Origin of the sequence: Pseudomonas sp. BIGb0558 (assembly GCF_024807515.1) — a bacterium.
Taxonomy (GTDB): Bacteria; Pseudomonadota; Gammaproteobacteria; order Pseudomonadales; family Pseudomonadaceae; genus Aquipseudomonas; species Aquipseudomonas yamanorum_A.
Window position 1 is genome coordinate 75,236 of record NZ_JANUEW010000018.1, and the last position, 22,430, is coordinate 97,665.

Below are 22,430 nucleotides of genomic sequence, written 5' to 3' on the forward strand. Positions count from 1 at the left end.
TGAACGGAGTCATCGCGTGTTTTCGATTTTCCACCGTCAACGCCTTACCGCCCTCTCACTGATTACCACTGCCCTCACCCTCGCCGCCTGCCACAGCGCCACCGCGCCGGAACTGCCGCCCGCCCCGGAACTCGGCTCGGGCTATCGCACCGACATGAGCACCCGCCACGCGGAGCGCCATATGGCCGCCGCCGCCAACCCGCTGGCCGCCGAAGCCGGGCGCGAGATCCTGCGCAAGGGCGGCTCGGCCATCGACGCGGCGATTGCCATGCAAGCCGTGCTGACCCTGGTGGAACCGCAGTCGTCCGGGATCGGCGGCGGCGCGTTTATCATGCTATGGGACGGCAAAAAGGTGCAGGCCTATGACGGTCGCGAAACCGCGCCGGCTGGTGCTACCGAGCGGTTGTTCCTCAACGCCGACGGCACGCCGATGTCGTTCCCGCAGGCCCAGATTGGCGGGCGCTCGGTGGCAACGCCGGGCGTGTTGCGCGCCCTGGAAATGGCCCACAAAAAGACCGGCCACCTGCAATGGGCGACGCTGTTCGAGCCGGCCATTCGCCTGGCCGAACAGGGCTTCCCGATCTCGGCGCGCCTGCACAGCCTGATCGCCGCCGACCGTTACATGAGCCGCTCACCGGAAATGACCGCCTACTTCCTGAATGCCGACGGCAGCCCCAAGGCCACCGGTACGCTGTTGAAGAATCCTGCGTTGGCCAACGTGTTCAAGCGCATCGCCAAGGAAGGGCCGGACGCGCTGTACTACGGCCCGATCGCCGAGGAAATCACCCGCAAGGTGCAGGGCAACAGCAACGCCGGCAGCCTGACGTTGACCGACCTCAAGGGCTACAGCGCGGTTGAGCGGGCGCCGCTGTGCACCGACTACAAGCGCTGGAAAGTCTGCGGCATGCCGCCACCGTCGTCGGGCGGGATCGCCATCGCGCAGATCCTCGGCACGTTGCAGGCCCTGGAAGCCCGCGACCCGCGTATGACGCTTGCGCTGTTGAAACCGGTGAAGAACGACTCCCCGGCTGGCCTGGAGCCGATGCCCGAAGCGGTGCACCTGATCGCCGAGGCCGACCGCCTGGCCTATGCCGACCGCGCGCAGTACGTGGCGGATTCCGACTACGTGCCAGTGCCGGTGGCCGGGCTGGTCGCGCCGGATTATCTGGCCGGCCGTGCCGCATTGATTGGTGAGCGCAGCATGGGCGTCGCCAAGCCGGGCAAGCCTGCGGGCATTCAGGTGGCCTACGCGCCGGATCGCTCGCCGCTGCGTATTTCCACCTCGCAAGTGGTGGCAGTGGATGACGTGGGTGGCGCGGTGTCGATGACCACTACCGTGGAGTCGGCATTCGGCTCCCATGTGATGGTCCAAGGCTTTTTGCTGAACAACCAGATGACCGACTTCTCGTTCATCCCCGAAGAGAACGGCCAGCCGGTGGCCAACCGCATCGAGCCGGGCAAACGCCCGCGTTCGTCCATGGCGCCGACGCTGGTGTTTGATCGCCAGAGCGGCGAGCTGGTGGCCACGGTGGGTTCGCCGGGCGGTTCGCAGATCATCGAATATGTGAGCAAATCCCTGGTGGCCATGCTCGACTGGAACCTCGACCCGCAAGCCGCCGTCGGCCTGCCCAACTTCGGCAGCCGCAACGGGCCTACCGAGCTGGAAGCCGGGTTATTCAGTGCGCCGTTGAAGCAGGCGCTGAAGGACAAGGGCCACGCCCTGAGCGAAATCGACATGACCAGCGGCGCCCAGGCGATCGTTCGGGTGCGTGATGCACAGGGCAAGGTATCGTTGATCGGCGGGGCTGATCCGCGTCGTGAAGGCGAGGCCCTCGGGGACTGATGTGACTCACTGGAGAGCTGCGCGTGCACAAGGCAAATAACCTCGGCGCCCTGGTTGGCGTCGACCATGGGTTTTGTACGATTGACGATCCATTGCGGCCGGACGCGGTGTTCATCTGCAAGCAGGTGCACAGCGCCACGACCATTGAATGGCGCCCGGAGCTGATGACCAATACGGTGGAAGCCGACGGGGTTTTCAGCCGGGATGCGCAGCCGATTGCGGTGATCACTGCCGACTGTTTGCCGCTGCTGATCGCCTCGGAAAATGGGGATCTTGTTGCGGCAATTCATGGCGGCTGGAAGGGGCTGCAAGGCGGGATCATCGCGAATGCCATGCAACGGTTCAGCGCCGAGGGCGTGGCGCTGAACCAGTTGCGGATTGCGATCGGGCCGTCGATCAAGCCTTGTTGTTATGAGGTGAGCGGCGAGTTTGTGGCGCAGTTGCAGGCGAGTCAGGGGCACTTATGGCTGGACGGGAATGCGCCGTGGACGCTCGAGCAGCCGGGGCCGTTGTTGGCACCAGAGATTCAGCCGCCAGAACCCAGGCAGGCCTTGAGTGCGTGGTTTGATTTGAGCCGTTATGCGCTGATCTTGCTGGAGGCGGCGGGGATCAAGCGTGAGCAGGTTGAGGTGAGCGAGGTGTGTACGTATTGCACCTCACCGGCGTTTGCGAGTTATCGCCGAAGGACCCATGACAGTACGGAGCGCAAGACGTTGTTGTATTCGTGGATTTCGCGAAAAGCACAACGATAAAGCGACCTATAACAACACCGTCTCCGGCAACACTCAATTTGTGGCGAGGGAGCTTGCTCCCGCTGGGGTGCGAAGCGCCCCCAGAATGAGCTGATGCGTTTTTTCAGGAAGAGCACCGTACCCAGTTTCAGGGCTGCTGCGCAGCCCAACGGGAGCAAGCTCCCTCGCCACAATGGAGTCGCGCTCATGAAAAAGTAATCGGCGCTCCCAAGTCTAAAACCGTAAAAATCACCGGCTGATCTTCAGCCCCTTACGCCCCGCATGCCGCTCCAGCGCCAGCTCGATCAACCGGCTTACCAGCTCGCTGTAGCTCATGCCCGCCGCCTGCCACAACTTGGGGTACATGCTGATGCGGGTAAAACCCGGCAACGAGTTGATCTCGTTGATCAGCACCTCACCCTCATCCGTCAGAAACACGTCCACCCGCGCCAGCCCGGCGCAGCCCAGGGTTTCAAACGCTTCGATGGCCAACGCACGAATGCGCTCGCTGTGTTCAACACTGATGTCCGCCGGCACCACCACCTGGGCCGCCTGGTCATCGATGTATTTGCTGTCGTAGGAATAGAACCCGTCGCGCACCACGATCTCGCCGCAGCCGCTGGCGATGGGGTTCTCGTTGCCCAACACGGCGCATTCGATTTCCCGGCCTTTTACTGCCGATTCCACCAGCACTTTTTCATCAAACCCCAGGGCCAGCTCAACGGCCGCGTGGTATTCAGCCTCGCTGCCTACCTTGCTCACGCCCACGGATGAACCCTGGTTCGCCGGCTTCACGAACATCGGCAATCCAAGTGTCTGTTGGGCCTGTTCGAAGGTGGTACGCGCCGCTGTGCGACGGTTGAGGGTGATGAACGGCGTCACGGCAATCCCGGCATCCCGCAGCAGGCGTTTGCTGATGTCCTTGTCCATGCACACCGCCGAACCCAGCACGTCAGAGCCAACAAACGGCAAGTCGGCCATGCGCAGCAGCCCTTGCAGGCAGCCGTCTTCACCGAGGGTGCCGTGGACGATCGGGAAGATCACATCGACATGCTCCAGCGAGGCCTGGCTGGCGGTTTCCACCAGTTGCTGGCTGGCCTTGCCCGGCACCACGGCCAGTTCGCGGTTGGATTGGTTGAGGGCGATCAGCGCCGGGTTTTCCTCGTTGAGCAAAAACCCCGAGGTGTCGTTGAGGTGCCAGTGGCCGGCCTTGTCGATGCCGATCAGGATCGGCTCGAAGCGCGAACGGTCCAGTGCGTCGACGATGTTGCGCGCCGATTGCAGCGACACTTCGTGCTCGGCCGAACGGCCACCAAAAATAATCCCTACCCGCAGCTTGCTCATGATCGGCCTCACGTTTGAAAGTAAGGCTTCTTACCATGAGCCGTCAGCGATTCGCTACCAGCGTGGCCCCGAACAGCACATAACAACCGCCGGCAAACCGGTCCAGCCATTTGCGAGAACGGCTGTAGACGTTGGCCATCCGCTCGCTGGAAAACACCAGCGCCACGCAGGAGTACCAACTGAACGACAGCGTCGCCATGGTGATCACCGCCAGGGTCAGCAGCATCGGCGACGGTGACTGCGGCATGGTGGACGCAAAGATCGTCGCGACGAACAGCGCCGCCTTGGGGTTGGACAGGTTGCCCAGCAAGCCCAGGCGCCAGGCGGAAAACAGTGAGCGCCGAGGCTCATCCGGCAACAGGTTCTGGGCCATGGACGGTGCCGAGCGCCGGAACAGTTTCAACCCCAGGTAAATCAGGTAGCAGCCGCCGATGATCTTGAACGCCAGGTACAGCATCGGCGCTGCGGTGAACAGCGACTTGATCCCCAGGCCGCCTGCCAGCCCCCAGATCACCGTGCCGGTGGCCACGCCCGAGGACGCCACCACGCCGTGGCGACGCGAGCAACTGGCGGCCAGTTGCGCGGTGTTGAAGAAGTTCGGGCCGGGCGTGACGACCGCGACGGTCCAGAGCAGGGCCAGCGAGACCAGAGGAGCCGCGTAGGCCGGATTGAACAATTCCATGTGGGATTCCGCCGAGGACAGTGCAGGAATCAGGATCATAGGCCCGGCATCCGCCGCGCACAATCGTACAAGACCCCGGCAGACAGCGGATTCAGACTGGGTTAACGTATTTCCATCTCTTTGCGCGACAACTCATCATGGCGACCAATATCGACTGGCTGCACCGCGCGCCCCACGCCAGTGGCCTGGAGCGTATAGAGGCGTACTTTGCCGGATTTGGCTTCGACCCCCATCGCCACGACACCTACGCCATCGGCCGCACCCTGTTCGGCGTGCAGAGTTTTCACTATCGCGGTGGCATGACCCACAGCCTGCCGGGGCGGACCATGGTGATCCATCCCGACGAAGTGCATGACGGTTGGGCCGGCAGCGAGGAAGGCTTCAAATACCGGATGATTTATGTGGAGCCGGCGCTGATCCAGCAGGTGCTCGGTGGCAAGCCGTTGCCGTTTATTCCCGGCGGGCTGTCCAGCGACCCGTGGCTGTACCGCGCCAGCGAAGCGTTGCTGCAAAGCCTGGATTGCCCGATCGATCCGTTGCAGGAACAGGACGCGATGTTCGACCTGGCCCAGGCGCTGAACAATGCGTCGGGCATCACCGTCAGTCGCAAGACCTTCGACTACCGCGCCGCCGAGCGCGCCCGGGAATTTATCCACAGCGCCCTGGGCCGCCCGATCACCCTAGACGAGATGGCGGAATACGCCAATCGTGACCGCTGGGCGTTGTCGCGGGATTTTCGTTTGTTGTTCGGCACCAGCCCTTATCGCTACCTGACCATGCGCCGCCTGGACCTGGTGCGCAGCCTGCTCGGCCATGGCCAGTCACTGGTGGATGCGGCACTGACCGCAGGCTTCACCGACCAGAGCCACATGACCCGCCAGTTTCGCAGCACCTTCGGCATGCCGCCGTCGCGCTGGGTGAAGATGCTCGGACGCTGAAAATCCCGCCTTGAAACGCGATCAACCTGTGGGAGCTGGCTTGCCTGCGATAGCGGTGGATCAGTTAATAAATTGTTGGCTGACACTCCGCTATCGCAGGCAAGCCAGCTCCTACAGTTGATTTATGTCGCTGCAGAAATGGCGTTCGACTCTGGTACCCGCTCTTTGAGCGCCAGCGCCAAAACTGCCCCCGCCAATGCAATCGCCGCGCTCCACCATAACGCCAGTTCAATCCCGCCCGCCTGTGTCGCGCCAGAATTCGCCAACGACACCAGCAACGCCAGCCCCAACGCGCCGCCAATCTGCTGGCTGGTGGAGGCCATGCCCGCCGCCACACCTTGCTCGCCCGGGCGGATGCCCAACCCGGCCGCCACCCACATCGCCGTCCAGGTCATGCCCTGGCCGATACTCAGGATGAAAATCCCCGGCAGCAACGACCAGAACCCCGCCCCCGTCGGCAACGCCACACACACCAGGGCGATGCCCACCGCGCCCGCCAACTGGCCGCTGACCAAGGTGGTGCGCAAACCCAGCCGCGCCAGCGAACGTTCCGCCAGCCAGATGCCGGCGGTGCACACCAGGGTCGCCGGCAAAAACGCCAGCCCCGCCTGCAACACGCTGTAGCCGTAGACCTGCTGGTAATACACCGCCAGAAAATAGTACTGCACGCCAAAGCTGCTCATGAACACTGCGGTCAACACCATGGCCATGCGCAACTCGCGGTAGCCCAACAGCCGCAGCGGCATCAAGGGATCACGGCCGCGGTGTTCGATCCAGGCGAACAACCCCAGCAGCGCCACTGCCAGGGCCATGCAACCCAGGGTCGACGGCGACGCCCAGCCCCACTCCGGCCCTTGCACCAGGGCGAACACCAGCAAGGTTCCGCCCAGCGTCACGGTCAACGCGCCGCTGATATCAAAATTGCGCCCACGGGCCCGCTCGCCATCGACGGGAATCCAGTAGCGCGCCGCCAGGGCGCAGGCGCCGGCCAACGGCACATTCACCAGGAAGACCGCTTCCCAGCCCCAGGCCTGGGTCAGCACGCCGCCGAGCAACGCACCCAAGGCCAGGCCCGCCGCAGACGCCGCGCTCCATACCGCAAACGCACGGTTGCGCGCCGGCCCTTCGGCGTAGTGGGTGTTGATCAGCGCCAAGGTGGCCGGGAACAACAGCGCCCCGCCCACGCCCTGCACCGCCCGGGCCAGCACCAGCAACAAGGCGCTGGCGCCGAGCACCGCCGCCAGGGATGACAGCGCGTACAGCGACTGACCGAGGATGTACAAGCGCCGCTTGCCCAGCAGGTCTGCGGCGCGGCCACCCAACAGCAGGAAACCGCCGAACGCCACGGTGTAGGCGCTGACCACCCACTGCAATTGCTGGGCGGAAAAACCCAGGTGGCTGCCGATCTGCGGCAGCGCGACAAACACGATGGTCGCGTCCAGGGCGATGATCAGTTGCGCGGTTGCCAGCAACGACAACATCCAGCCTGAGGGTCGAGATAAAGACATCACAGCGTCCTGCCAGAAAATGAGAGGCGCCAGTGTCTTTCATGCTCAACAGATGATAAATAGCCTTATCACTCTTTCAGTAATGACTTTAATCATGGATTTGAACGCCGTTCGCCTGCTGGTTCGCGTCGCCGAAACCCGCAGTTTCACCCGTGCTGCCGGGGACCTGGGGCTGACCCAATCGGGCTTGTCCCGGGCCATTTCCCGGCTGGAAAACCAATTGGGCGTACGCCTGCTGCAACGCAACACCCGCAGCGTCAGCCTCACGCCGGACGGGCAGATGCTCTATGAGCGCAGCGCGCCGCTGCTGGCGGAACTGGCCGAAGCCGAGCGTCAGATGCTCGACCGCCGCAGCTCGCCGTCCGGTCTGCTGAAGATCAGCACGCCGTCGCTGTTTGGCCGCAAGGTGGTGATGCCGGTGATCGGCGAATTGACCCTGCAATACCCCGACCTGCGCATTGAAGCGGTGATGACCGACCGCCTGGTGGACATCGTCGACGAAGGCTTTGACGCCCTTCTGCGCACCGGCGAGATTCAGGACCAGCGCCTGATCGCCCGGGCACTGCCGCCGTTGCGCTGGGTCACCGTGGCCGCCCCGGCTTATCTCGCGCGTTTTGGTACGCCGCAAACCGTCGATGAACTCAAGGACCACAACTGCCTGACCGTACGCAACCTGCGCACCAGCCGGCTGGTGGACTGGCAATTCGTACTTGATGGCAAGGTGCAGGACGTGAGTGTCGAAGGAAGGCTGATCTTTGATATCGGTGACGCGCTGGTGGATGGCGCGGTGGGCGGATTTGGCATTGCCCAGGTGATGGATTTTGCGGTGCGCGAGGATCTGGCGGCCGGGCGCCTGGTGCCCTTGCTGGAGGAGTTTGCCGGGCGCAGCCGGGCGATATCGCTGGTGTATCCGCCGTCGCGGCAGTACTCGCCGAAGTTGATGGCGTTTGCCGAGGCCCTCAACAAGGTGCAGTGGTAATACACCCAATGTGGCTTTGGAGCATGCTGTGGCAAGGGAGCTTGCTGTGGCGAGGGAGCTTGCTCCCGCTGGGCTGCGCAGCGGCCCCAAAAAAAGCGGGAGCGCTGCGCACTCCAGCGGGAGCAAGCTCCCTCGCCACAGCAAGCTCCCTCGCCACAGCAAGCTCCCTCTTCACAGCAAGCCCCTCTCCACAACAAGCCCCCTCGCCACAAAAGCAGCCTGGAGTCAGCTTAAAGCTGTCGCCCATCAACAGGCTCACCAATCGTCAGGAAATGCCCACCCGCCACATGGTGCAACGTACGCAACCCATCGTGCCCTTCGAAATGCCAGCGGCCGTCGCTGAACACCCGCTCATCCGCCTGGGCCGCCACTACTTCGGCGAGGAACAGATCATAGGTCTGCTGGTTATGCGGCTCCGGCAGCAACCGGCACTCCAACCACGCCACGCATCCTTCAAGCATCGGCGCTTCGGTGTGTTCGCCGCTGAACGTGTGCAAGCCATACGCCGCGAACTTGTCGGTCTCGCTGCCGGTGGTGTTGCCCACGGTCTGTACGATATCGGCCTGGGCCGCACACGGCACGTTGAGCACGAAGGTGCCGGCACCTTCCAGCAGTTGCCGGGTCCAGGTGGCCTTGTCCAGCACCACGGCGACTTTGGGCGGTTCGAAATCCAGTGGCATGGCCCAGGCTGCGGCCATGATATTGCGCTGGCCGTTATGGGCGGCGCTGACCAGCACGGTGGGGCCGTGGTTGAGCAAGCGGTAGGCCTTGGACAGCGGGACGGCACGGCGATGGTTAGGGCTCATGGACGAAAGGCTCGGAAAAAAAACCTACGATACCTCAACCCTGAGCCCCGGTGACTAGCTGCTCAGTTGATTGGCGAATTGCCCCACCGCACTGACCACCTTCTGGGCACCGTCCTGGATCTCCACGATCACCGTGCCCGCCTCGGCCGCCAGGGCCAGGCCTTGTTCGGCTTGCAGGCGGCCATCGGTCATCAGCGCCACGGCGTCGCGGGCCATGTCCTGGTTCTGGCGCACCACGCCGACGATCTCCTCGGTGGCCTTGCTGGTACGCGACGCCAGTTGCCGGACCTCATCGGCCACCACCGCAAAACCACGGCCTTGCTCGCCGGCGCGGGCAGCTTCGATGGCGGCGTTGAGGGCCAGCAGGTTGGTCTGTTCGGCGATGCCGCTGATGGTCTTGACGATGCTGCCAATCACCTGGGACTGGGCGTTCAGCGCTTCGATGCCCTCGCCTGCCTGTTGCATGTGCTTGGCCAGGTCGCGCATCACGTCCACCGCCTGGGTGACCACGGTGGTGCCGCGCTGGGCGCTGCTGTCGGTTTGCAGGGAGGTGCTGTAGGCGATGTTGGCCGCGTCGGCCACGGCCTGCTCCTGGTTGACCTGGTCGGTGATCACCGTGGCGAACTTGACCACTTTGTACAGCCGCTCATTGGCGTCGAGTACCGGGTTGTAGGAAGCCTCCAGCCACACTGTGCGGCCATGACTGTCGATACGCTTGAAGCGGCCGGCGACGAATTCGCCGGCGTTCAGGCGCTTCCAGAACTGTTGGTACTCGACGCTGTTGGCGTCCTGCGACTCACAGAATATCCGGTGATGTTTGCCCTGGATCTGCGCCAGGCTGTAGCCCATGCCATTGAGGAAACGGTCGTTGGCCGTCAGCACATTCCCGTTGAGGTCAAACTCGATCACGGCGGTGGAGCGCACCAGCGCAGTGATCAGGTTTTCGTGTTCACGAGACGCCTCGATGGTGCGTGTCAGGTCGCTGGAGTACACCGAAAAATGCTTGATGCGTCCGTCCGAACTGCGCACCGGCTGCACGATGGAGCGCAGCCACGCTTCATCGCCGTTGCCACGGTTCAGGCGCACGGTACCGGCGAAGTGCTCGCCACGCACCAGGGCGTTTTTGAAGCGCAGTTGAAAGGCGTCCTGCCTGACGTGCGCCGGTACCAGTTCTTCGATCAAGCGGCCTTGCAACTGGCTGGCCTGGTAGGCCATCTCCTGCAGAAAGATGGCGTTGACGGACTCGATGCGCCCATCCGGGTCCAGGGTCAGGGCCATCATTTCGCTTTCCAGGCTCTCCTTGACCTGTTGCAGGCTGGACAATTCTTCGCGAAGAGCGGACAGCTCCTGCTTGAGGCGGGTGTTGAACATGGACGGCACCGAGGGCAAATAAGGACAGGGATCTGACCTGCATCGGCGCTGCCCGTGTTTTCTTAAGCGCGCTTTAGCGCGCCGCCCAACTATATTTTTGCAGCGCCTCAACTGCCGTTGTTACGGCAGATACCCATGACCTGATACTGAAGGGTATTGAGCTTGCCGGTGGAGTCTTCGTAGGTCATGCGCGACGGCACGGCGTTGCACGAACGGATCGGCGGCGTGACGTTGACCACCTTGGCAATGTCCAGCTGCATGCCATAGCGATACACCAGCACCTCGGGCGCCGGCTTGCCTTTTTTAGCGGCATAGGCGGCCATGGCTTGCTCGTTGCGTTCCATCATCTGGGCGAAGGTGCGGTCGCCACCGCTCTCGGCCATAACGCCCACCGACAAGGTAAGGGCAACGGTGGCTAAAGCAATTTTCAGGCTGTTCATGAGGATATCCTCGTCTGACTTCATTAAGTAGAAAGTTCAGGCCAAGGGTAACTAACCAAGTCTGTCGGAAGGTTCACCGAAGGATTACTTATTTGTTATATCCCACAAAACTTTCAAAATTGTAACTTGCCCACCACCTCGCCGTTATCTGCTATTTGCAACTATCAACCTGGGCCACACCCACAATAACGCCCATATCAAAAGAAGCTAATAGCTGCCAATACCGAGGAGCGTTACATGAGTACACATCGCACATTTCCCCTTTCAATCATCGCCGCCCTGGCCGGCCTTGCGCCGCTGGCGAGCATGGCCGAGGACGATAAACCCGAGGGGTTTATCGAAGGCAGCACCTTGAACGTGCTGGCGCGTAACTTCTACTTCAACCGTGACGATCGCAAGGGCCAGTCAAGCCCCACCGGCAATGGCTACTCCGAAGCCTGGGCCCAGGGGTTTATCGGCAAGTTCGAATCCGGGTTCACCCAGGGCTCGGTGGGTTTCGGCCTGGATGCCTTTGCGATGTATGGCCTGAAACTCGACTCCGGCACCGGCCGCAGCGGCGGCAAGGGTTCGTTCGGCGTGCTGCCGGTAGACAGCAACAACCAACCCGAGGACGGCTACAGCAAGCTCGGTGGCGCGGTAAAAATGCGCCTGCTGGATACCGTGATCAAGGCCGGTGACGTGTTCCCGCTGACCCCGGTGGTGGCCTACGGCGACGCGCGGGTATTGCCGGAAAGCTTTCGCGGCGTCACTGCGCAAAACACCAGTATCGAGGGCCTGAGCCTGCAGGCCGGGCACCTGAACGGCATGAGCCAGCCCACCCAAAGCGGCATGGACAAAGGCTTTGCGACCTTTTACGCGGGCAAGGTGGATTCGCCCTGGATCGGCTACGCCGGCGGCGACTACCAAGTGAACAAACACCTCAGCGTCAGCCTGTACACCAGCCGCCTGAAGGACGCCTGGGACCAGTACTACTTCGGCAGCGCCGCCAGTTACCCGCTGAACGATGACGTGTCGCTGTTTGGCGACTTCAACTATTACAAGGCCGTGGACGAAGGCAAGAAACGCCTGGGCGAGTTCGATAACAACATCTGGAGCGCCAGGCTCGGGGTCAAGATGGGCGGCCACAGCCTGGCCCTGTCGCACCAGCGCAACAACGGGGATGACGACTTTGACTACCTGCGCATGTCGGACTCGATCTTCCTCAACAACTCGATCCAGTACAGCGACTTCAACTCGCCCAAGGAACGCTCGTGGATGCTCACCTACAACCTCGACATGCAGGCGTTCGGCATCCCCGGCCTCTCGTTCATGACCCGTTACGGCAAGGGCTCCGGCGCCGACTACAGCAACGCCAATGCGGTGTACATGCGCCGGGACGCGGCCGGCAACCCGCTGACCGATCAACGCCGCTGGGAGCGGGATATCGAAGCCAAGTACGTGGTGCAGGGCGGCAACCTGAAAGACCTGTCGCTGCGGTTGCGCCAGGCGACGGTTCGCTCCAGTGCGTTTGAGTCGGACCTGGAAGAAGTCCGGCTGATTGTCGAATACCCGCTGGCGATTCTCTAAACGATGCTCTTTGTAGGAGCGAGCTTGCTCGCGAAGGTCGCTAACGATAACGCGGGGCATCTGGCTTGACGCGGCGCCCTCTGGTTCTTCGCGAGCAAGCTCGCTCCTACAATTGAATAACATCTGTTCACAATTTGAAGCCTGTCAGAACTGTAATATGTGCCTCACCTTCTCGTTAAGTTGAACTTCATATACTGGACCCAACTAACGGCACCCGCCTTACTTGGAGAACAGTCATGAAACCACGTCACCTGTTATTGATCAGTTTCCTCGGCGCTACTTCCACTTTCGCCCTCGCTGATGACGGCGCCGACCGTTCCCGGCAGTTCCTGGCCGAGTTTCGCCAGCAACAGCAGCAGGTCCATGGCGAACAAGCCGTGGCCCAGACACCCCTCGCCGACGCAGAGAAGCAACCCATCTGAACGGCGCACACCGAGCACATTCATCTCTGAAGCTTTTGTGTAGCTCCTTTGGAAAGAGATGAATTTTTAACGCCCCGGATGGGGCGTTTTTTTTGTCCGCCGGTTTACCGCAACAACCAGTCACAAACTGGTTGATTGACCCTGAAGCTACTTCAGCCTTCAGGCTGCCGAGCATTCAAATACCCCCTCTCTCTTCTCATTAAAAGGTAAACCCCCATGCGTATCCTTGTAGTTGAGGACGAGCAAAAAACCGCCGCCTACCTGCAGCAGGGCCTGACCGAAAGCGGTTACGTGGTCGACTGCGCCGCCAGTGGCGTGGACGGCCTGCACCTGGCCGGGCAACACGCTTATGAACTGGTGATTCTCGACGTCAACCTGCCGGCCAGGGACGGCTGGGACGTGCTGGAGCAACTGCGCCGCGACAGCAACCAGCGGGTCATGATGCTCACTGCCCGTGGCCGGCTGGCCGACAGGATCAAGGGCCTGGACATGGGCGCCGATGATTACCTGGTCAAGCCCTTCGAGTTTCCCGAACTGCTGGCCCGGGTGCGCACCCTGTTGCGGCGCAGCGAACACATACCGGTGCCGGAAGTATTCCGTGTGTCGGACCTGGAACTGGACCCGCGCCGCCACCGCGCCTATCGCGGCACCCGGCGCATCGACCTGACCACCAAGGAATTCGCCCTGCTGCATGTGTTGATGCGCCAGTGCGGCGAGGTGCTGACCCGCACGCAGATTATTTCCCTGGTGTGGGACATGAATTTCGACTGCGACACCAACGTGGTGGAAGTTTCCATCAGCCGCTTGCGGGCCAAGGTGGATGACCAGAGTGACGTCAAGCTGATCCATACCATTCGCGGCGTGGGTTATGTGCTGGAGGCCCGCCAATGAGATCCAGCAGCCTGTCGATGCGCCTCGGGCTGACGGTGAGCCTGATGGGCGCCGGCCTGGTGGTGTTGCTCGCGACTCTGGCGTACCTGGCGCTGACCCACGAGCTTGAGAAACTGGCGCGCAAGGGCCTGGAAAGCAAGATGGAGCAGATCCAGCACAGCCTGGCCCAGGGCCTGAGCACCGGCGACATCCGCGCCCGCCCCCATTCGTTGATGGACCTGGTGATGGGGCATGACAATTTCTACCTGACCATCGTCGGCACCGCGCCCGATGAAGCAGTGCTGCTCAGCATCGGCGCCAAGCCCCAGGAACCGCTGCTGACCGACTTTGCCCCACGCCAGAACCTCGGTTACCTGAACTGGAACGACAGCAACGGCAATCAAGTGCTCAGCGCCTCCAGCCTGATGCGCCTGGCCAGCGGCGAACGTGTGCGGGTGTTGCTGTCGCTGGACCGCATGGACGATCAGGCGCTGCTCAGTGCTTACCTGCGCTCCACGGTGATCGCCCTGCCGCTGCTGTTGCTGCTGATCGGCATCGGTGCGTGGTGGGTGGTGCAACGCGGGCTCGCGCCACTGCAGCAGTTCAGCCGCGTCGCCGCCAAGGTCACCACCCAGGACCTGACTCACCGGCTGGCTGTGGATAACTTGCCCAAGGAACTGAGCGAGTTGGCCCAAGGCATCAACTTCATGCTGCAGCGCCTGGACGGCGGGGTGCAGCAGCTGTCGCAGTTTTCCGATGACCTGGCCCATGAACTGCGCGCGCCACTGACCAATTTGATGGGCAAGGCGCAGGTAACGCTATCCCGGGAGCGACCGCCGCAGGAGTACAAGGCGGTGCTGGAATCCAGCACCGAAGAGATGGAACGCCTGGCGCGGATCGTCTCCGACATGCTGTTTCTGGCGCAGGTCAGCCACCCGGCGGCGCGGGTGTCGTTTGCGCCGGTGTCCCTGGCCGATGAAGCGCGCCGGGTGATGGAGCTGTTCGCCTTGAGTGCCGAAGACAAGCAACTGACCCTGAGCCTCAGCGGCGATGCCTCGGTGCATGGCGACCGCCTGATGATCCAGCGGGCGATTTCCAATTTGCTGTCCAATGCCATCCGGCATACCCCGCACGCTTCCACGGTGTCGTTGCAGGTGGAGACCCACGGGCAGCAGGTGCTGCTGTCGGTGGGCAACCCGGGCCCGGGGATTGAAGCGCAGCACCTGCCGAACCTGTTTGAACGTTTCTACCGCGTCGACAGCAGCCGCGCCCGCTCCGAAGGTGGCACCGGGCTGGGGCTGGCGATTGTGCGGTCGATCATGACCCTGCATCAGGGGCGGGCTGAAGTCAGCAGCGAGCCCGAGAATTTCACTGAGTTTCGACTGGTGTTTCCTCTTCACACCAACGCTATCTGCCAATAAACCAGTGTGGCGAGGGAGCTTGCTCCCTCTCCACAGGTTATTGGTCAGGCATCAGGCGGTCTTCCTGTTCCTCACGTCGATGTGCCCAGTGATACAGCGCCGGCAATACCAGCAGGGTCAGCAGCGTCGACGAAATAATCCCGCCAATCACCACCGTCGCCAGCGGGCGCTGCACTTCGGCACCGGTGCCGGTGGCCAGGGCCATGGGGATAAACCCCAGGGACGCCACCAGCGCCGTCATCAACACCGGGCGCAAGCGCGTCAGGGCGCCTTCGTTGATCGCCACCGACAATGAGCGCCCTTCTTCCCGCAGGTTGCGAATGAAGGCAATCATCACCAGCCCGTTCAGCACCGCCACCCCGGACAGCGCAATAAAGCCCACGCCCGCCGAGATCGACAGCGGAATATCCCGCAGCCACAGCGCCATGATCCCGCCGGTCAACGCGAAGGGAATCCCGGTGAACACCAGCAGCCCGTCCTTGAGGTTGTTGAACATCATGAACAGCAGCCCGAACACCAGCAGCAACGCCACCGGCACCACGATGCGCAAACGCTCGGACGCTTCCTTCAACTGTTCGAACTGGCCGCCCCAGGTGGTCCAGTAACCCGCGGGGATTTTCACCTGGGTATCGATGGCCACGCCGGCCTCTTCGACAAACGAGCCGATATCCCGCCCGCGCACGTTGGCGCTGACGATCACCAAACGCTTGCCGTTTTCGCGACTGATCTGGTTGGGGCCAAGCACCAGGTCCAGGCTGGCGACTTCCGACAGCGCGATAAACCCCAACTGCCCCGCCGCGTTATTCGCCAGCGCCGGAATCGGAATCAGCAGCCTCGACAGGCCTTCGATATCGGTGCGCAGCGCGTCGGACAAACGCACGACCATGTCAAAACGCCGGTCGCCTTCGTACATCGTCCCGGCCTGGCGCCCACCCACGGCGACGGCAATCGTGTCTTGCACATCGCCCACGTTCAGGCCAAATCGCGCGGCCTTGTCGCGGTCGATATTGATGGTCAGCACCGGCAAGCCGGAGGTCTGTTCCACTTTCACTTCCGAGGCGCCCTTGAGGGCTTGCAAGGTCTCGGCGATTTCCCCGGCGGTCTTGTTGAGCACCGCCATGTCGTCACCAAACACCTTCACCGCGACGTCGCTGCGCACCCCGGAAATCAGTTCGTTGAAGCGCAACTGGATCGGTTGCGACAGTTCATACACGCTGCCCGGCACAATCGCACTGGCGCGCTGGATGTCGGCGATGATTGCCTCGCGGGACTTCTTCGGGTCGGGCCACTGGTCCTTGGGCTTGAGCATCACGTAGCTGTCGGAGATGTTCGGCGGCATCGGGTCGGAGGCGATTTCCGCGGTGCCGGTGCGGGCAAATACCCGTTCGATTTCCGGCACCTCGGCCATCAAGGTTTTTTCCAGTTGCTGCTGCATGTGCACCGATTGCGTCAGGCTGGTGCCCGGCACGCGCAACGCTTGTTGGGCGAAGTCGCCTTCGCTGAGGCTGGGGATAAATTCGCTGCCCATGCGGCTGGCCACCAGGCCCGATGCGACGATGGCCAGCACCGCCAGGCCGAACACCAGCGGCCGGCGCGCCATCACCCCATCCAGCACCGGCGCGTAGACACGCCGTGCGGTGCGCATCACCAGGTTTTCTTCTTCCTTGACCTTGCCGGTCACGAACAGCGCAATCGCCGCCGGCACAAAGGTGACAGACAGAATCATCGCCCCCAGCAGCGCGATCACCACGGTGAACGCCATCGGATGGAACATTTTCCCGGCCACGCCCGTGAGCGCAAAAATCGGCAGGTACACCACCATGATGATCAACTGCCCGAAGATCAGCGCACGCCGAGCTTCCTTGGCTGCCGCGAACACTTCATGCAGGCGCTCGCTGCGGGTCAGCAATCGCCCGTGGCGCTGCTGGGCGTGGGCCAGGCGGCGAATGGCGTTCTCGACAATCACCACCGCGCCATCGACGATAATCCCGAAATCCAGGGCGCCGAGGCTCATCAGGTTGGCGCTGACCTTGTTGGTAAACATCCCGGTAAAGGTGAATAACATGGCCAGGGGAATCACCATCGCGGTGATCAGCGCGGCGCGGATATTGCCCAGGAACAGGAACAACACCGCCACCACCAGCAGCGCCCCTTCGAAGAGGTTTTTCTTCACGGTGCTGATGGCTTTTTCCACCAGGTTGGTGCGGTCGTAGACGGTGACCGCCACCACGCCTTCAGGCAGTGAACGGTTGATCTCTTCGAGTTTTTTCGCCACAGCCTGGGACACGGTGCGGCTGTTTTCACCGATCAGCATGAACACCGTGCCCAGCACCACTTCACGGCCATTTTCGGTGGCGGCGCCGGTACGCAACTCACGGCCGATATCGACCTGGGCGACGTTGCTCACCCGAATCGGCGTGCCGTCGGAGGTGGTGATCACGATGTTGGCGATATCGTCGATGGACCCGACTTGCCCCGGCGCACGGATCAGCAATTGCTCGCCGCTGCGTTCGATGTAGCCTGCGCCGACGTTGGCGTTGTTGCGCTCCAGCGCAGTGACCAGGTCGCTCAAGGTCAGGTTATAGGCCGCCAGGCGCTTGGGGTCCGGGGCGATCTGGTATTCCTTGGCAAAGCCGCCGATGGTATTGATCTCGGCCACGCCGGGCACGTTGCGCAGTTGCGGCTTGATGATCCAGTCCTGGATCACCCGCAGATCGGTCGGCGTATACGCTGAGCCGTCTTCCTTGCGCGCGCCGTCTTTCGCCTCCACGGTCCACAGGAAAATTTCCCCGAGCCCGGTGGAAATCGGCCCCATCATGCTTTCAATTCCGTCGGGCAATTGCTCGCGGGCCACCTGCAAGCGCTCGTTGACCAGTTGGCGGGCGAAGAACAGGTCGGTGCCGTCCTTGAAAATCACCGTGACCTGGGACAAGCCCGAGCGCGACAGCGAGCGGGTCTGCTGCAACCCCGGCAGCCCGGCCATGGCGGTTTCGATGGGAAAGGTGATGCGTTGCTCGGTTTCCAGCGGCGAGAACCCCGCCGCCGCCGAGTTGATCTGCACCTGGACGTTGGTGATGTCGGGCACGGCGTCGATGGGCAATTTCTGATAGCTGGCGATGCCGACACCGGCCATCAACAGCACCGCCAGCAGCACGATGATGCGCTGCTCGATGGCAAATTGGATAAGGCGCTCAAACATGGGAAATCACTCGCAGGATCAATGGGCGTGCTCGGCCGAGGCCTTGCCCAATTCGGACTTGAGGATGAAGCTGCCGACCGTGGCCACCTGCGCCCCGGCGTCGAGGCCCTGGCGCACTTCGACAAAACCGTTTTCGCTGACGCCCAATTCAAGATGGCGAGTCATGAAGCCGTCGGGGGTGCGCACAAACACCGAGGGTTTGTCCTCGACGGTCTGGATCGCTTCCTGCGGGACCGTGACCTTGGCCTGATACGTATCGGTAGCGACCTGCACGGCGACGAACAAGCCTGGGCGCCACGAGTCGTCAGGGTTCTGCACCGTGACGCGCACGGTGGCGGTACGGGTCTGCTCCCCCAGCAAGTTGCCGACATAGGCCACGGTGCCCAGCACTTCGGTGCCCATTTCCGAGGAGGTGACCTTCACCGGCTTGCCGACCTGGACCTTGTTCAAGTCCTTGGGAAACACGCCAAAGGTGACCCACACCTGGGACAGGTCCGACAGGGTGAAGGCGTTGCTGGTCTCGCTCACCACCTCGCCGACACCCAGGTGTTTTTCCACCACCACGCCGTCGAACGGCGCACGCAGTTCGTAGCGATTGCCGCCGACCAGCACGGCGCTGCCGCTCAGGGCATTCATCTTTTGCCGGGCATTGTTCAGGGCGATTTCGGACTCTTGCAGTGCCTGGCGCGCCAGCAGGTAATCCTGTTCGGCGGAGATCTTGTCCTGCCACAACTGGCGCTCGCGCTGGAAGGTGGTGCGGGCCAGTTCGACCCGGCGCTGGCTGGCCGCCAGCTCGCTGCGCTGATCGGAAATCTGCTGGCTGGCGATCACCGCCAGCAGCTCGCCTTTCTTCACCGATTGCCCGAGGTTGACCTTCACCGACTCCACCACACCGGCGGCACGCGGCACGATGTGAGAAGTGCGGTCTTCGTCAAAACGCACCTCGCCCGGCAGCGACAGCACGGTGCTGATCTGCCGGGATTGGGCCGGGGCGAGCTGAATGCCGGCGGCCTGGATTTGCTGGTCGGTCAGTTCGAGTTTGCCTTCTTCTTCCGCCTCGGCCGCACCGCTGAGGGTCGGCCACGCCAGCATCAGCGCAACGGCCAGCGCCATCCTGTGTTTGTTGTTCATGGAACGCTCCTGAATAAATCAAAACCGGGCGAGGTCGCCGTAAATCCGTTCGATGCGCACCCAGGCTTCAGTGGCCTGGGCGGTGGCCGCGAGGTATTGGGTACGGGCCGCAATCAAGGTGCGCTGGGCGTCGAGCACGTCGAGGAAGTTGAACTTGCCCATCTCGAAGCCACGGGTGGCGCTGTCCACCGCGCTTTGGGCGGCGGGCAGGATCTGTTGGTTGAACGAACGCACTTCGGTATTGGCGGTTTGCCAGAGGTCCAGGGCCTGGCGGGTTTCGGTGCGCAGGCGCAGTTCGGCGGCGTTGCGCAGGTCGCGGGCCTGGTCGGCGCGGCGACTGGCGGCGAGCACATTGCCCTGGTTGCGGTTGAACAGCGGGATCGGCATCGACACCCCCACCACGTTGACCCGCTCGCGCACGCTGGCGTCGTATTGGCTGCCGATGGACACGTCGAGGTCGGGAATGCGCTGGGCTTTTTCCAGGCCCAGGGCCGCCTCGCCCTGGACGATTTGCAGTTCGGCCAGGCGCAGTTCGGCGGTTTGTTCCAGGCGGGCCAGCAACCGCGCGGGCGACGGTAATGTCGGTGCCGCCTGAGCCTGGGTGGCTACCGCCTGGAAGTCGGTGCTGGCGGCGCCGGTGCTGGCGGCGAGGCGGCGATAGGCGTCGGTCAGGCCCATCTGCGCGCGGTTGAATTCCAGGCGGATTTCCGAGAGCTGCACCTGGGCCCGGGTGGCTTCCACCGGGGACGATTTGCCAGCGGTGACGCGACCGTTGGCCACCACCAGCCCTCGATCGGCCAGCGCCAGCGAGCGTTGGGCCAGGTCGAGGCGTTCCTGGGCCCGAAGTGCGCCGTAGTAGCCGTCGATGACCTCCGCCCGCAGGACGTTGCGGCGTTGCTCCAGGGTCAGCGCGGCCGCCTCTTGAGCGCGGGTGGCGACATCAATTCGTGCGCCGCGCTTGCCGCCCAGTTCCAGAGTCTGAGTCAGTTTGACGGTGGTGGTGCGTGAGTTGCGGCGGGTGTCTTCGGCATCCCAGGAGGCCACCGGATTGGGGATCAATCCGGCCTGCTGGCGACCGCCTTGGGCGATGTCGATTTCCCATTGCGCAGCGGCCATGTCGGGGTTGTTGGCGAAGGCGGTTTGCAGGGCCGATTCGAGGGTCAGGGTTTGCGCCGACGCCTCTTGAACCGTCGCGGTGGCCAATAAAAAGACAGTCGACAAGGCGCCTGCCACCCACAGTAATTTGCGTATGAAAGTTGGCATAACAAGAGTTCCATGCCCATGAATTAACAGGTGGGCAATGTAACTTTCGGTACTTATCAGAGGAGTGGCCAGAACATTACAAATCCGTTAGCAACGGCTCTGCGCCGGGCTTTTGCTTTAAGCTGCGGCCAACTTTTCCACTGCCCAGCGGGATCCTCGACATGCGTATTCTGGTTATCGAAGACGAACCTAAAACCGCCGATTACTTACATCAGGGATTGAGTGAAAGTGGCTATATCGTCGACTGTGCCGCCACCGGTGCCGACGGTCTGCATTTGTCCCGCCAGCACGCTTACGACCTGGTGATGCTGGATGTAAATCTGCCGCTGATGGATGGCTGGGATGTGCTGCAGCGCATCCGTGAGAACAGCAGCACGCGGATCATGATGCTGACCGCCCAGGGCCGCCTCGCCGACCGGATCAAGGGCCTGGACCTGGGCGCCGATGATTACCTGGTCAAGCCGTTTGAATTCCCGGAATTGCTGGCGCGGGTGCGCACCTTGATGCGCCGCAGCACGCAGTCACCAGTGCCGGATGTGTTGCGGGTGGCCGATCTGGAATTGGATCAGGGCCGCCACCGGGCATTTCGCGGTTTACAGCGCATCGACCTGACCACCAAGGAGTTCGCGTTGCTGCATTTGCTGATGCGCCAGAGCGGCGTGGTGCTGTCCCGTACGCAAATCATCTCGTTCGTGTGGGACATGAACTTTGATTGCGACACCAATGTGGTGGAAGTGTCGATCCGCCGCCTGCGGGCGAAGATCGATGACCCGTTCGAGCGCAAGTTGATCCATACCTTGCGCGGCGTGGGTTATGTGCTGGAAGACCGCGAGTAAGGGTCAGGCGTGCACCTCGTCATGCTCGTCGTGATGAAAGCCGGCGCCCTCCACCTGGATCGTGGCGTGGGAAATATCGAATTGTTCATGCAGTAATTCCGTCACCTGGCTGAGGATCTGTTGCTCGCTGCCTTGGGCCGAATCCGCCACCAGATGCGTACTCAGCACGTTCTTGCCGCTGGTGAGCGCCCAGATATGCAGGTCGTGCACCTCCGTCACCCCGGGAACGCCGCGAATCGCCTGCTCCACCTTGTCGATATCGATGCCGTCGGGCACGCCTTGCAGCAGCACGTTCATGCTTTCCTTGAGCAGGGTCCAGGTACGTGGCAACACCCAGAAGCCAATCGCCGCCGCGACCACCGAATCCACCCAGCCCCAACCGGTGTACATGATCACCAGCGCGGCGATGATCACGCCGATGGACCCGAGCATGTCGCTCCAGACTTCCAGGTAAGCGCCCTTCACGTTGAGGCTTTCGCCGCTGGCCGCGCTTAACAGGCGCATGGAAATCAGGTTGACGATCAGCCCCAGCACAGCGATCACCAGCATGCCCGTGGACTGGATTTCGGCGGGCGCCTGCAGGCGTTGATAGGCCTCATAAAGGATGTAGAACGCCACGGCGAACAGCAGCAGCGCATTAAACGCCGCTGCCAGTATCTCGAAACGCGCATAGCCGAAGGTGCGCTTGCGGTCGGCGGCGCGCTTGGCCACCTGGATCGCCACCAGGGAAATTGCCAGGGCCAGGGCGTCGGTCATCATGTGCGCGGCGTCGGACAACAGCGCCAGGCTACCGGTGATAAAGGCGCCGATCACCTCGGCAATCATGAAACTTGAGGTCAGCCCCAGGGCCATCCATAACTTGCGTTCGTGGCCGGCGCGTACTTGGGCGTGGCTGTGTCCTGCGCTCATGAAATGTCCTCGTGGGTAGTAGTCCGCTTGATCATAGAGCTATAGGCCAAAACCTCCGGCATGGGTTACGAAATTGTCATTAGGCCGTCAGCCAGACGTTACGCCGTGCGCACCAAAATTGAACATGAACGCTCTGGAACCGTTCTATCAGGTATGCTTTTCGAGCAGGAA

The 22,430-nt window shown here is 62.4% G+C and carries 19 protein-coding genes and 1 pseudogene; 9 read left to right on the forward strand and 11 right to left on the reverse strand.

What is annotated here, in order from left to right; genetic code table 11:
• Window positions 1-16: 16 nt before the first annotated feature.
• On the forward strand, window positions 17-1,843 hold the full coding sequence (gene ggt, locus M2400_RS20780; RefSeq protein WP_259197533.1) for a gamma-glutamyltransferase: 1,827 nt from the start codon (window positions 17-19) through the stop codon (window positions 1,841-1,843).
• Between the two features lie 23 nt (window positions 1,844-1,866).
• Complete coding sequence (locus tag M2400_RS20785) at window positions 1,867-2,595, forward strand: polyphenol oxidase family protein (RefSeq protein WP_259197534.1); 729 nt, start codon at window positions 1,867-1,869, stop codon at window positions 2,593-2,595.
• A gap of 228 nt (window positions 2,596-2,823) precedes the next feature.
• On the opposite strand, the gene ddlA is transcribed toward M2400_RS20785, so the two are convergent.
• Both ddlA and M2400_RS20795 read right to left on the reverse strand, forming a co-directional pair.
• Window positions 2,824-3,918: a D-alanine--D-alanine ligase gene (ddlA, locus tag M2400_RS20790; protein ID WP_177120342.1), complete on the reverse strand. Its 1,095-nt coding sequence runs from the start codon at window positions 3,916-3,918 to the stop codon at window positions 2,824-2,826.
• Between the two features lie 43 nt (window positions 3,919-3,961).
• Window positions 3,962-4,600: a LysE family translocator gene (locus M2400_RS20795; RefSeq protein ID WP_177042076.1), complete on the reverse strand. Its 639-nt coding sequence runs from the start codon at window positions 4,598-4,600 to the stop codon at window positions 3,962-3,964.
• A gap of 137 nt (window positions 4,601-4,737) precedes the next feature.
• Between M2400_RS20795 and M2400_RS20800 the strand changes: the two genes are divergently transcribed.
• Entirely contained in the window at window positions 4,738-5,538 is an 801-nt protein-coding gene (locus tag M2400_RS20800) for an AraC family transcriptional regulator (protein WP_177042075.1), read from the forward strand.
• A gap of 122 nt (window positions 5,539-5,660) precedes the next feature.
• Here M2400_RS20800 and M2400_RS20805 read toward each other — a convergent pair whose 3' ends face one another.
• The gene (locus M2400_RS20805) at window positions 5,661-7,019 is read right to left on the reverse strand and encodes an MFS transporter (protein ID WP_259197551.1); all 1,359 of its coding nucleotides are present in this window, start codon (window positions 7,017-7,019) and stop codon (window positions 5,661-5,663) included.
• A gap of 121 nt (window positions 7,020-7,140) precedes the next feature.
• Here M2400_RS20805 and M2400_RS20810 point away from each other — a divergent pair, with 121 nt between their 5' ends.
• On the forward strand, window positions 7,141-8,025 hold the full coding sequence (locus M2400_RS20810; RefSeq protein WP_177042074.1) for a LysR family transcriptional regulator: 885 nt from the start codon (window positions 7,141-7,143) through the stop codon (window positions 8,023-8,025).
• Window positions 8,026-8,255: 230 nt separating this feature from the next.
• On the opposite strand, the gene M2400_RS20815 is transcribed toward M2400_RS20810, so the two are convergent.
• The 4 genes and pseudogenes from M2400_RS20815 to M2400_RS20825 form a co-directional block, all read right to left on the reverse strand.
• Entirely contained in the window at window positions 8,256-8,831 is a 576-nt protein-coding gene (locus tag M2400_RS20815) for a flavin reductase family protein (RefSeq protein WP_177047840.1), read from the reverse strand.
• Window positions 8,832-8,885: 54 nt separating this feature from the next.
• Window positions 8,886-9,317: a methyl-accepting chemotaxis protein gene (locus tag M2400_RS33620; protein WP_371317243.1), complete on the reverse strand. Its 432-nt coding sequence runs from the start codon at window positions 9,315-9,317 to the stop codon at window positions 8,886-8,888.
• A 108-nt stretch (window positions 9,318-9,425) separates the two neighbouring features.
• Window positions 9,426-10,202, reverse strand: a pseudogene (locus tag M2400_RS33625) (PAS domain-containing protein); the annotation flags it as partial.
• A gap of 107 nt (window positions 10,203-10,309) precedes the next feature.
• Complete coding sequence (locus M2400_RS20825; protein ID WP_177047842.1) at window positions 10,310-10,642, reverse strand: DUF2790 domain-containing protein; 333 nt, start codon at window positions 10,640-10,642, stop codon at window positions 10,310-10,312.
• Between the two features lie 237 nt (window positions 10,643-10,879).
• Between M2400_RS20825 and M2400_RS20830 the strand changes: the two genes are divergently transcribed.
• From M2400_RS20830 to M2400_RS20845, 4 genes are all read left to right on the forward strand, one after another.
• Window positions 10,880-12,208, forward strand: a complete 1,329-nt coding sequence (locus M2400_RS20830; protein WP_259197535.1) for an OprD family porin — start codon at window positions 10,880-10,882, stop codon at window positions 12,206-12,208.
• A 236-nt stretch (window positions 12,209-12,444) separates the two neighbouring features.
• Window positions 12,445-12,630, forward strand: a complete 186-nt coding sequence (locus M2400_RS20835) for a hypothetical protein (RefSeq protein ID WP_259197536.1) — start codon at window positions 12,445-12,447, stop codon at window positions 12,628-12,630.
• Between the two features lie 216 nt (window positions 12,631-12,846).
• On the forward strand, window positions 12,847-13,521 hold the full coding sequence (locus M2400_RS20840) for a heavy metal response regulator transcription factor (RefSeq protein ID WP_259197537.1): 675 nt from the start codon (window positions 12,847-12,849) through the stop codon (window positions 13,519-13,521).
• A complete protein-coding gene (locus tag M2400_RS20845; RefSeq protein WP_259197538.1) occupies window positions 13,518-14,921 on the forward strand; it encodes a heavy metal sensor histidine kinase in 1,404 nt (467 codons plus the stop codon). The genes M2400_RS20840 and M2400_RS20845 overlap by 4 nt, the downstream gene beginning before the upstream one ends.
• Before the next feature lie 37 nt (window positions 14,922-14,958).
• On the opposite strand, the gene M2400_RS20850 is transcribed toward M2400_RS20845, so the two are convergent.
• From M2400_RS20850 to M2400_RS20860, 3 genes are read right to left on the reverse strand one after another with little or no spacing between them, the layout of a single operon-like run.
• On the reverse strand, window positions 14,959-18,120 hold the full coding sequence (locus M2400_RS20850) for a CusA/CzcA family heavy metal efflux RND transporter (RefSeq protein WP_259197539.1): 3,162 nt from the start codon (window positions 18,118-18,120) through the stop codon (window positions 14,959-14,961).
• An 18-nt stretch (window positions 18,121-18,138) separates the two neighbouring features.
• Window positions 18,139-19,251, reverse strand: a complete 1,113-nt coding sequence (locus M2400_RS20855; protein WP_177120344.1) for an efflux RND transporter periplasmic adaptor subunit — start codon at window positions 19,249-19,251, stop codon at window positions 18,139-18,141.
• A gap of 18 nt (window positions 19,252-19,269) precedes the next feature.
• Window positions 19,270-20,514 (reverse strand): TolC family protein, encoded by a 1,245-nt coding sequence (locus tag M2400_RS20860; protein WP_259197540.1) that lies wholly within the window; start codon window positions 20,512-20,514, stop codon window positions 19,270-19,272.
• 161 nt (window positions 20,515-20,675) lie between these two features.
• Here M2400_RS20860 and M2400_RS20865 point away from each other — a divergent pair, with 161 nt between their 5' ends.
• Complete coding sequence (locus M2400_RS20865) at window positions 20,676-21,350, forward strand: heavy metal response regulator transcription factor (RefSeq protein ID WP_177047856.1); 675 nt, start codon at window positions 20,676-20,678, stop codon at window positions 21,348-21,350.
• A gap of 3 nt (window positions 21,351-21,353) precedes the next feature.
• On the opposite strand, the gene M2400_RS20870 is transcribed toward M2400_RS20865, so the two are convergent.
• Window positions 21,354-22,259 (reverse strand): cation diffusion facilitator family transporter, encoded by a 906-nt coding sequence (locus M2400_RS20870; RefSeq protein ID WP_259197541.1) that lies wholly within the window; start codon window positions 22,257-22,259, stop codon window positions 21,354-21,356.
• Window positions 22,260-22,430: the final 171 nt, after the last annotated feature.

Bases quoted from the DNA above. Each gene is read 5' to 3' on its own strand.
- M2400_RS20860 (WP_259197540.1), bottom strand. From the start codon at position 20,514: ATGCCAACTTTCATACGCAAATTACTGTGGGTGGCAGGCGCCTTGTCG.
- M2400_RS20850 (WP_259197539.1), bottom strand. From the start codon at position 18,120: ATGTTTGAGCGCCTTATCCAATTTGCCATCGAGCAGCGCATCATCGTG.
- M2400_RS20840 (WP_259197537.1), top strand. From the start codon at position 12,847: ATGCGTATCCTTGTAGTTGAGGACGAGCAAAAAACCGCCGCCTACCTG.
- M2400_RS20800 (WP_177042075.1), top strand. From the start codon at position 4,738: ATGGCGACCAATATCGACTGGCTGCACCGCGCGCCCCACGCCAGTGGC.
- M2400_RS20815 (WP_177047840.1), bottom strand. From the start codon at position 8,831: ATGAGCCCTAACCATCGCCGTGCCGTCCCGCTGTCCAAGGCCTACCGC.
- M2400_RS20795 (WP_177042076.1), bottom strand. From the start codon at position 4,600: ATGGAATTGTTCAATCCGGCCTACGCGGCTCCTCTGGTCTCGCTGGCC.
- M2400_RS33620 (WP_371317243.1), bottom strand. From the start codon at position 9,317: ATGCGCGACCTGGCCAAGCACATGCAACAGGCAGGCGAGGGCATCGAA.
- M2400_RS20810 (WP_177042074.1), top strand. From the start codon at position 7,141: ATGGATTTGAACGCCGTTCGCCTGCTGGTTCGCGTCGCCGAAACCCGC.
- M2400_RS20865 (WP_177047856.1), top strand. From the start codon at position 20,676: ATGCGTATTCTGGTTATCGAAGACGAACCTAAAACCGCCGATTACTTA.
- M2400_RS20830 (WP_259197535.1), top strand. From the start codon at position 10,880: ATGAGTACACATCGCACATTTCCCCTTTCAATCATCGCCGCCCTGGCC.
- M2400_RS20855 (WP_177120344.1), bottom strand. From the start codon at position 19,251: ATGAACAACAAACACAGGATGGCGCTGGCCGTTGCGCTGATGCTGGCG.
- M2400_RS20845 (WP_259197538.1), top strand. From the start codon at position 13,518: ATGAGATCCAGCAGCCTGTCGATGCGCCTCGGGCTGACGGTGAGCCTG.
- M2400_RS20835 (WP_259197536.1), top strand. From the start codon at position 12,445: ATGAAACCACGTCACCTGTTATTGATCAGTTTCCTCGGCGCTACTTCC.
- M2400_RS20805 (WP_259197551.1), bottom strand. From the start codon at position 7,019: ATGTTGTCGTTGCTGGCAACCGCGCAACTGATCATCGCCCTGGACGCG.
- M2400_RS20825 (WP_177047842.1), bottom strand. From the start codon at position 10,642: ATGAACAGCCTGAAAATTGCTTTAGCCACCGTTGCCCTTACCTTGTCG.
- M2400_RS20870 (WP_259197541.1), bottom strand. From the start codon at position 22,259: ATGAGCGCAGGACACAGCCACGCCCAAGTACGCGCCGGCCACGAACGC.
- ddlA (WP_177120342.1), bottom strand. From the start codon at position 3,918: ATGAGCAAGCTGCGGGTAGGGATTATTTTTGGTGGCCGTTCGGCCGAG.